The 9,365-nt window shown below is 71.8% G+C and carries 6 protein-coding genes; 3 read left to right on the top strand and 3 right to left on the bottom strand.

From position 1 onward, the window contains the following. From AB0917_RS08150 to AB0917_RS08160, 3 genes are all read right to left on the bottom strand, one after another. Entirely contained in the window at positions 1–1,536 is a 1,536-nt protein-coding gene (locus AB0917_RS08150) for an LCP family protein (RefSeq protein ID WP_366818662.1), read from the bottom strand. Between the two features lie 535 nt (positions 1,537–2,071). Continuing rightward, the gene (locus AB0917_RS08155; RefSeq protein WP_366818663.1) at positions 2,072–3,895 is read right to left on the bottom strand and encodes an LCP family protein; all 1,824 of its coding nucleotides are present in this window, start codon (positions 3,893–3,895) and stop codon (positions 2,072–2,074) included. A 176-nt stretch (positions 3,896–4,071) separates the two neighbouring features. Continuing rightward, positions 4,072–4,824, bottom strand: a complete 753-nt coding sequence (locus AB0917_RS08160; RefSeq protein WP_366818664.1) for a TIGR03089 family protein — start codon at positions 4,822–4,824, stop codon at positions 4,072–4,074. Positions 4,825–4,961: 137 nt separating this feature from the next. Between AB0917_RS08160 and AB0917_RS08165 the strand changes: the two genes are divergently transcribed. The 3 genes from AB0917_RS08165 (at position 4,962) to AB0917_RS08175 (ending at position 9,108) form a co-directional block, all read left to right on the top strand. Then, positions 4,962–6,692 carry an N-acetylmuramoyl-L-alanine amidase gene (locus tag AB0917_RS08165; protein ID WP_366818665.1) on the top strand — a complete coding sequence of 577 codons (1,731 nt, stop codon included), beginning with the start codon at positions 4,962–4,964 and terminating at the stop codon, positions 6,690–6,692. An 81-nt stretch (positions 6,693–6,773) separates the two neighbouring features. Continuing rightward, complete coding sequence (locus AB0917_RS08170) at positions 6,774–7,865, top strand: NDP-sugar synthase (RefSeq protein ID WP_366818666.1); 1,092 nt, start codon at positions 6,774–6,776, stop codon at positions 7,863–7,865. A 235-nt stretch (positions 7,866–8,100) separates the two neighbouring features. Then, a complete protein-coding gene (locus AB0917_RS08175) occupies positions 8,101–9,108 on the top strand; it encodes a DNA-3-methyladenine glycosylase 2 family protein (protein ID WP_366818667.1) in 1,008 nt (335 codons plus the stop codon). The last annotated feature ends 257 nt before the right edge of the window (positions 9,109–9,365 follow it).

Consider the following 9,365-nt stretch of genomic DNA (forward strand, 5'->3'; position numbering starts at 1 on the left):
TCACTTGGCGCATACCGCCTTGTCGGCGCTTGCCTTCTCGACGTTGTCAGGCATCTTCGCCGGACCGGTGATGGGTATGCCCGCGCCCTTGAAGTCCGCCCCCAGCGTCAGCACCATCGCCTGAAGCCCCTCGGCGTCGGTGGTGCCCTGCTTCATGGCCGCGGCGGGCAGGCCCATCATCTCGGCGAGCGCGCGAGCCTGGTCGGCCTGGTTGGGCGCGTAGGCCAGCGTCGTCTTCTTGATCTTCTCGGGGGCGTTGGCCTTGTTCGTGGACTTCGGCACGCCCTGCTGGTTCTGGAGCCAGCTGACGGTCGCGCCCGCCGCGCCGGAGAGCTCACCGCCGTTGAGGACGTCCACGCGTACGTCGGCGGCCTCGGCCTTCGGACCCTTGAGCAGGGCCGCCTGCTTGCTCTTGGCGGCCTTCTCCTGCTGCTTCACCTCGGTCAGCGAGGTGTCGGAGCGCAGCATCGCGAAGAGCTGCTCACCCTGCGTCGGGTGCACGACCACGGTGACGGGCTTCGGCTCGGCCGGGTTGTCGATGACCGGCATGGTGATGAAGGTGATGTTCTTGGCGTCGATCTTCCCGATCTCCTGGGCGAGGGTCATCAGCTTCTTCGCGCTGCCGATGCCCTGGTCGACCGTGAGGGCGTTGGTCGCCGCGTCGGCCAGCTTGAACAGCTTCGTCGGGTTGGTCAGGGTGTCGCTCGACTTCATCTCGCGGATCATCGAGCCCAGGAACTGCTGCTGCACCTTGATCCGGTCGAGGTCGCTCTCGTTGCCGAAGCTGTGCCGCGTGCGCAGCACGGCCAGCGCCTGCTCGCCCGCCACGATGCTCTCGCCCTCGGGGAGCACCAGGTGGGACTTCGGGTCGTTGATCGGCTTGGCCATGCAGACCTTGACGCCGCCGACCGCGGTGGTCAGCTCCTTGACCGCGTTGAAGTCGACCATCATGAAGTGGTCGGGCTTGACGCCGGTGATCGCCTCGACCGTCCGCATCGTGCAGCCGGGGTCGCGGCCCTCCTGGCCGAGGCTGACGTTGAAGCGGACGCCCGCGGTGCCCGGGATCACCTTCGTCGACCCGTCGGGCTGCTTCGTCTCGCAGTCCGGGATGTCCGTCCACAGGTCGCGCGGGATGCTCATCGCCGTCGCGTTGGTGCGGTCCTCGGAGACGTGCAGAAGGATGGTGGTGTCGGCGTGGCCGTCGCTGCCTTTGTCGCCGTACCCCTCGTTGCCCTTGCCGGTGCGCTTGTCGGTGCCGATGATCATGATGTTCATCGGGCCGTCGCTGAGCACGTCCGCGTTGCCCGCGTCGCCGATGTCGATGGTGTCGATGTTGTTGTTGAACCGCTGGTACAGGGCGTACGCGCCCAGCGAGGCGGAGACCACGAGGAACGCGGTCACCCCGCCCGTCCACATCAGCGCCTTCTTCCGGCGCGCCTTGGGGGCCTTGCGCTTACGGCGCCCCGTGGCGGCCGTGGTGGCCTCCGCGCCGCGCCCGCCGCTCTGGGAGGACCGGCGGCTGCGCTGGCTGGGCACCTCGCGGCGTGTTTCCTGCGCGGAACCGGCCCCTCGGCGCCCCGATCCCTCACGCGACGAACCCTCACGCCCTGATCTCTCGCGCGGCGATCCCTCACGGGGTGATTCCTCACGGGGCGATCCCTCACGGGGCGAGCCGATCCGCGCCTCGCCGCCGCGGCCGGAATCCGCGGCGGTGGCCGTACGCGAGGAGACCGACGACTCCCCTGCGGATTGGTCCAGTCGCAGTTCGTAATTACCGGTGTGCGGGTTGAGTACCCACTGGTCTGCGGGGTCGATGTCGTCCGCCCGCCCACGGCTTTGCGCATCCACGGTTGCCTGAGTCCTCCGTCGGTGCCACGCGAGGCGCCCTCCCCGGCAAGGCGCTCGTTCCTTCGCTCCAGCAGTGCACGACCTGACGGCCGGAAGCACCGGATCGCGTCACACTATCCGCCCGGTTCGTAGAGGAGCGACGTGCGTGACCCACACCACGTCCCTTACAACCGGGCATTCTTCCCATTACGCGTCGATTGTCTTCTGTGCCTTGGTAATTGCTTTACTGCTTACACAGGTCGTCCGCGGCACTGGAGCCCGAATAGGTGGGCGTCGGAGTCGGACTTTCGGAGCCGGCGTCGTCCGGCTTTCCGTCCTGACCGGCGCCCTCGTCCTGTTCCGCGCCCTGTTCGGTGTCGTTCTCCGTACCGTTCTCCGCGCCGTTCTCCGTGTCCTTCTCGGCGTCCTTGAGTTGGTCCGCCGGGACCACGGCGACGGGCTTGTCCTCGCGCAGTTGCTTGAACAGCTTGCCCGCGTCCGGTTCGACGAGTTCGTCCCGGTTCTGGTTCTGGCGGTACGGCTGCCGGGGCACGGTCAGGAACTGCACCTGGTCGGTCGGCACGTCCCGCATGCTCCGCACCAGGTCGTACAGGTCCCGCAGCGAGTCGAGGCCCGGGTCGGTCGTCAGCGACTTGGTCGCCGCGTCCAGGACCGGGTAGAGCCGCGTCGGGTTGAGCAGGACGCCGTTGCTCTGCATCTTGTTGACCAGGGCGCCGAGGAACTTCTGCTGGCGCTCCATCCGTTCGGTGTCGCTGCCGTCGCCGAGGGTCTTGCGCGCCCGTACGTAACCGAGCGCCTCCTCGCCGTCCAGCGTCTGCCGCCCGGCCGGGAGCTCCAGCCGCGCGTCCTTGTCGTCGATCGGCTCCTTGAGGCAGATCTCGACCCCGTCCACGGCGTCGACCATGTCCTTGAACCCGTTGAAGTCGACGACCATGTGGTGGTCGATCCGGATGCCGGTCAGCCGTTCCACGGTACGGATCGTGCAGGCGGTGCCGCCGAGCTCGAACGCGGAGTTGAACTGGGCGAACCGCTCCCGGGTCTCCTTGTCGTCCCCGGTGCGGCAGCTGGGGATCTCCACCATCAGGTCGCGCGGCAGGGACACCGCGGTCGCGCTCTTCCGGTCGGCGGCGAGGTGCAGCAGGATCGTGGTGTCCGAGCGCTGGCTGCCGCCGTCGTCGCGGCCGTACCTGCTGTTGTCGCCGGCCCGGCTGTCCGACCCGATGAGCAGGATGTTCTGGGCATCCATGACGACCGGGGTGGGCCGCTCCTTCTCGTACACCTTCAGCTCGGCGGCGGCGCCGGTGTCGGTGGTGATGTTGCCGTCGAGCTTGTTGTACAGCCACCAGCCCGCCCCCGCGGAGACCAGCACGAGGAACGAGGCGGCGAGGGCGGCCCAGCGCAGCCAGGGCCGTCTGCGGCGGACGGCGGCGCCGTCCTTGGGGTGATCGGCCCAGGACTGCGCACCGGCGGAGCGGCTTCCGCCGCCGCTGCCGTCCTGGCTGGGGCTGTTCTGGCCGCTGCCGTTCTCGCTGCCGCCGTCCTCGCCGCTGTCGTTCTGGCTGCCGCCGTTCTGGCTGGGGCTTGCGCCGGTGCTCTCGTCGGTGCTTGCGCCAGCGCCTTTGCCGGCGCTTTCGGGGGTGCTCTCCTCGGTGCCTTCGCCGGTGTTCTCGCTGGTGCCTTCTCCGGCCTTGCCCTTGCCTTCACCGGCCTTGTCACCGGCGCCGGAGTCCTGCGGGGTTCTGGCGTCCGGTGCCTCGGCGTCCGGGGCGTCGGTGTCCGGGGACTTGGTGTCCGGTGTCTCGGCGTTCGGGGTCTCGGTGGCCGAGGCATCGGTGTCTGGGGTCTCGGTATCCGGGCTCTCGGCATCCGGGGTCTCGTTCCGACGGCTCCGAGACGCGTCGTCGTTCCCGGCTCCGGGCTCGTCCTTCGGGTCCGTGGCCCCCGGCTCTTCCCGCGACCTGCCCTGCGACCTGCCCAGCGGCGTGTCCCCAGCCGGGTGGTCCGGGTCGGCCGGCGTGCCAGCACTGTCGGTCACGTCTGCGTCCATCCTTCACGGTCGGCGGCGCGATGGGCCGCCGGTCGCAGGAGTAGACGGCTGAACCTCACGCTTGGTTGTGCACTGCCAGGAGAGTGGTCTGTACCGCCGATCATCTACCCCCGCCGGCGATGGTCACCGGGGGCTCGGCCCGCTGTGGGCCGGACGAGTGCACCTCAGGGCGCTTGTCATACCGCCGTGTTGGTGACCCGCTCGCTCTCGACCCGCTTCGCCCGTCCCTCCGCGTCGAGCTGACCGAGGTGGCGGCACAGGACCACGGACCCTCCGGAGGCCAGCGGCGCGAGGAGCCCGGCGCTCAGCCCTTCCCAGGTGTCGTACGTGTGCCCGGACAGCAGCCGGGACCCCGGTACGAGCCCGAGGGCGTCGGCATCCTCACGGGCCTTCGCGACGAGCTGCGCACCGGTCAGCTCGACCCCGCCCACGGCCAGCGCGGGAGCCTCCGGGTCCACCGGGGCGAACGGGGCGAAGCGGTCGCCCTGGCTCGGCACCTCCACCGCGTAGTCGGCGAAGCCCTCGGGCGGCTGCGGGAACCGGCCACCCAGCGGACGCAGGGCCAGCGCGACCCGCTCGCCGCGGCAGGCTCGGGCCCGCTCCAGCGTGTCCGGCCCGCTCACCACGAGGTCGGCGGCGGCCGGGTCGCCCTGGACGTCGGCGACGACCCCGACCGAGGAGCAGGCGAGCAGCCAGACCGCGGACTGCCAGTGCGCGGGGAGGAGCAGAGCGAGCCGGTCACCGGGTTCGGCGGCCAGGTCGCCCTGGAGCAGATTGGCGGTCTTGGCCACCCAATTGGCGAAGGTGGCCACCGACAGTTCGACGCGCTCTCCGGTGGCATCGTCGTAGAAGGTGACCAGGGGGCGGGCCGGGTCCGCGGCGAGGGCGGATCGCAGCAGGTCGGCGGCGGTGCGGTCGCTGGAGTTCATCCGCGCAAGGGTACGCGGGGAGGCTGTGCGGGGCGGGCTGAACGGGTGTCACGTCCACCGGTTCGGCAGACACGGCATCAGTTGTGGGCCTCTGTCCGGGTAGCCGGACTTGTCCGGATGTGGCCAGGATCGTGCGTATGCGTGCACTACTTGTCACCTCAGTCAGCGCCACCTGCGCGGCGGCCCTCACCCTGCCACTCGCCGCCCCCGCGACGGCCGCCCCCACCCCCCACTCCGCCTCGGCCCCTCCTCCCTCCACGTCCCCCGCGTCACCGGGTGCCGGGCCGCCTGCGGCACAGACCGAAGCGACGACGAGGGAGGCCCCGGCTCCCGACACGCCCACCCCTGACGCGTCCACCCCCGACACACCCACCTCTGAGGCTTCCACCTCCGACGCCTCCACCTCTGCCGCCTCCACCTCCGACACGCCCGGAACCAACCCCCGTACGGAAACCTCCGACACCTCCGGCATCTCCGACGTCCCCGGCACCCCCGAACCCCGCGTCGCCGAGCCCGCCGAGTCCGCAGAGTCGGCGGAATCCGTGGCCGAACCGGCGGGCTCGACCCAGTCGATGCCCCTGGCGCCCCTCGCCGCCCCCTCGAACCGGGTCGCGGGCGCGCCGGCGGCCCAGGGCCTGCCCCAGCGCGACGCCCGCCCGTTCTCCCTGGTGGGCGTGGTCTGGGACGACGCCGAGGCCGAGCTGCACGGCACGGTCCAGGTCCGGACCCGGGCCACCGGCACCACGCGCTGGTCCGACTGGCAGGACGTCGAGACGCACAACGCCGAGCACGCCGCCGACGTCGGCAGCGCCGAGCGCGAGGGGCGTACGGTGCGGGGCGCGACGGCCCCGCTCTGGGTAGGCCACTCGGACGGCGTGGAGGTACGCGTACGCCCGGAAACCCCGGAAGCGCCCGGCTCCCCGGACCCTCAGGACCGGGCCGCAGCCACCCCCGTACCCCTGCCCGAAGGGATGCGCCTGGAGCTCGTCGACCCCGGCGAGGACCCGGCACCGGAGCCCGCCCGGGGCGCCCCCGCCGACCGGGGCGCCGTCCCCGCCGGCTACGCCGACACGCCGCCGACCGCCGCCGTTGCCGCCCTGCCGACCGCCGCCCTTGCCGCCCTGCCTGAGGTGCTCACCGCCGAGATCGCCGCGGCCTCGGCGGTCAACGCGGAACTCGCGGAGCTCGGCGCGACCGTGATCCCGGCCCTCACCCAGGCGGAGACGCTGGAGTCGGTGAACCTGGCGCCCGGGGCGAAGCCGTACATCGGTCCGCGCCCGAAGATCGTCACGCGCAAGGGCTGGGGCGCCGACGAGAAGCTCCGGGAACGCAACTTCGCGTACACGAAGACGGTCAAGGCGGCCTTCGTGCACCACAGCGCGACCGGCAACAACTACACCTGCAAGCAGGCCCCTTCGGTGCTGCGCAGCATCTACCGCTACCACGTCAAGAGCAGCGGGTGGCGCGACTTCGGCTACAACTTCGCCGTCGACAAGTGCGGGAACATCTACGAGGGCCGGGCCGGCGGCGTCACGAAGGCGGTCCTCGGCGCGCACACGCTGGGCTTCAACACCAACAGCATGGGCATCGCGGTCCTCGGCTCCTACTCCTCCGTCAACCCGCCCGCTGCCGCCGTGACCGCGGTCTCCAAGCTCACGGCCTGGAAGCTCGGACTGTTCGGCGCCAACCCCAAGGGCAAGGTGACCCTCGTCTCCGGTGGCAGCAACAAGTACAAGGCCGGAGTGAAGGTCAGCATGAACGTGATCTCGGGCCATCGGGACGGTTTCGCAACCGAATGCCCCGGAGCGCGTCTATACAAGAAGCTCGGCACGGCACGGACCAGCTCCGCCAAACTGCAGGGCCGCTGACCGGTTCACGCCGGACCGGTCTGCTTAGACTGGCCAGCCATATACCCAGGCCAGGCCCCAGCAGGAAGCAGAGACAGTGCTGTGACAGAGGCAAAAGAAGCGATCCTCCTGGTCGGTGGCAAGGGCACCCGACTGCGCCCGCTCACGGTGCACACCCCGAAGCCGATGGTTCCGGCGGCGGGTGTCCCCTTCCTGACCCACCAGCTGGCGCGGGCCAGGGCGGCCGGGGTCGAGCACATCGTGCTCGCCACGTCGTACCTGGCCGAGGTCTTCGAGCCGTACTTCGGCGACGGCTCCTCGCTCGGCCTGCACATCGAGTACGTCACCGAGCAGGAGCCGCTCGGCACCGGCGGCGCCATACGCAACGTCGCGGCCAAGCTGTCCTCCGGGCCGGATGAGCCCGTCCTGATCTTCAACGGCGACATCCTCACCGGGCTCGACATCCGGGCCCTGGTCGCCTCGCACAACGACTCCGGGGCGGACGTCTCGCTCCACCTGACCCGGGTGGAGGACCCGCGCGCCTTCGGACTCGTACCGACGGACGCGACGGGCCGGGTCACGGCGTTCCTGGAGAAGCCGCAGACGCCCGAGGAGATCGTCACCGACCAGATCAACGCCGGGGCGTACATCTTCCGGCGCTCGGTCATCGACACGATCCCCGAGGGCCGCCCGGTCTCCGTCGAGCGCGAGACCTTCCCCGGCCTGCTCGCCTCCGGAGCCCACCTCCAGGGCATGGTCGACTCCACCTACTGGCTGGACCTCGGCACCCCGCAGGCCTTCGTACGCGGCTCCGCCGACCTGGTCCTGGGCCGCGCCCCGTCCCCGGCGGTCCCGGGCCGCTGCGGCGACCGCCTGGTCCTGGAGACGGCCACGGTGGCCGCCGACGCCAAGCTCACCGGCGGCACGGTGATCGGCGCCGACGCGGTGATCGGCGCGGGCGCGCGGGTGGACGGCTCGACGGTCCTGGAGGGCGCGGTCGTCGAAGCGGGCGCGGTCGTCACGGACTCGCTGATCGGGGCCGGCGCGAGGATCGGCAGCCGTACGGTGCTGAGCGGCGCGGTCATCGGCGACGGCGCCCGGGTGGGCGCGGACAACGAGCTGCGCGACGGGGTGCGGATCTGGTGCGGGGCGGTCCTCCCGGACGCCTCGATCCGCTTCTCCTCGGACCAGTAGACGGGCCCGCCCCGTACCCTCAATGAGGCAGCCCCGAGCAGCCCCTCAATGAGGCAGCCCCGAGCAGCCCCTCTACGAGGCAGCCCCGAGCAGCCCCTCTACGAGGCAGCCCCGAGCAGCCCCTCCATGAGGTAGCTCCCAGCAGACCCACCCTTACCCGCACGCTCCGCCCCTCCCCCCGGCTCCGCCCCCTCACCCGCCCCGCCCCACTCCACGAACACCCGAGGCCCCACCCGTGGCAGGACGATTCGCCCCCCGCACCGCGCGCCCGGCACTGCCGCACCAGGCAGGGCCGGTACGCGGGGCCGCTGCCGCGCCCACGCCCGCCGGTCCGCCGCTGACCCGGGAGTGGACCCCGCCCGGCCCGCTGGACCTGCGGCTGGTGCTCGGCCCGCTGCGCCGGGGCCCGGCCGACCCCACGTTCCGAATGGCCGCGGACGGCACGTTCTGGCGGGCCACCCGCACACCGGAGGGCCCCGGCACCCTGCGGGTGGCGGCGCGTGGCGACCGGATCGGGGCCCAGGCCTGGGGTCCGGGCGCGGAGTGGCTGCTGGCAGGCCTGCCGACCCTCCTGGGCGCGGACGACGACCCGGACGCCTTCACCCCGCACCACCGCCTGCTCGCCGTGGCACGGCACCGGCGCCCCGGCCTGCGGCTGCTGCGGACGGGCCTGGTCATGGAGTCGCTGATCCCCTCGATCCTGGAGCAGAAGGTCACCACGGACGAGGCGTACCGCGCCTGGCGCCTCCTGGTCCGCCGCCACGGCACCCCGGCCCCCGGCCCCTCGGCCGAACTGGGCCTCCACGTCATGCCGGACGCGCGCACCTGGGCGATGATCCCGTCCTGGGAGTGGCACAAGGCGGGCGTCGACACCAAGCGCTCGTCGACGATCCTGCGGGCGGTACGGGTGGCCCGCAGGCTGGAGGAGGCGTCATCGATGCCCCTGGCCGAGGCCACGGCCCGCCTGGAACTGATCCCCGGTATCGGCCCCTGGACCTCCGCCGAAACTCTCCAGCGCTCCAACGGCGCCCCGGACGCGGTGACGGTGGGCGACTACCACCTCCCCGGCATCGTGGGCCACGCCCTGGCGGACAACCGCCACGCGGACGACGAGGAGATGCTGACCCTGCTGACCCCGTACGCGGGCCAGCGCCACAGGGCGACCCGCCTGATCCTGCTCTCGGGCCGAATCCCGGAGCGCCGGGGCCCGAGGATGACGCCGGGGAACATCGCAGCGCTGTAGGGGCGCCCTGGCCCTCCTCGGCCGCCCCGTGCCAGCCGGTCGGCCGTGTCCCGACGGCCCGCCTCACCTCAACCTGCCAGCCTCATCTCAACCTGCCCGGCTCACCTCAGTCCGTCCGGCCCCACCCCAGCCGGTCCGCCCCACCCAGCCCCTCCGGCGTTTGTGGAGCGGGGTCCGGGGCGGAGCCCCGAAACCTCAGCCGGTCCGGCGCTTGAGGACAAAGGGGGCCCGGGGCGCAGCCCCGGTTTCGGGCAGGG

It is taken from the genome of Streptomyces sp. NPDC007346 (assembly GCF_040703535.1).
GTDB lineage: Bacteria > Actinomycetota > Actinomycetes > Streptomycetales > Streptomycetaceae > Streptomyces.

Coding starts and splice junctions, on each gene's coding strand:
- AB0917_RS08155 (WP_366818663.1), bottom strand. CDS start 3,895: ATGGACGCAGACGTGACCGACAGTGCTGGCACGCCGGCCGACCCGGAC.
- AB0917_RS08165 (WP_366818665.1), top strand. CDS start 4,962: ATGCGTGCACTACTTGTCACCTCAGTCAGCGCCACCTGCGCGGCGGCC.
- AB0917_RS08160 (WP_366818664.1), bottom strand. CDS start 4,824: ATGAACTCCAGCGACCGCACCGCCGCCGACCTGCTGCGATCCGCCCTC.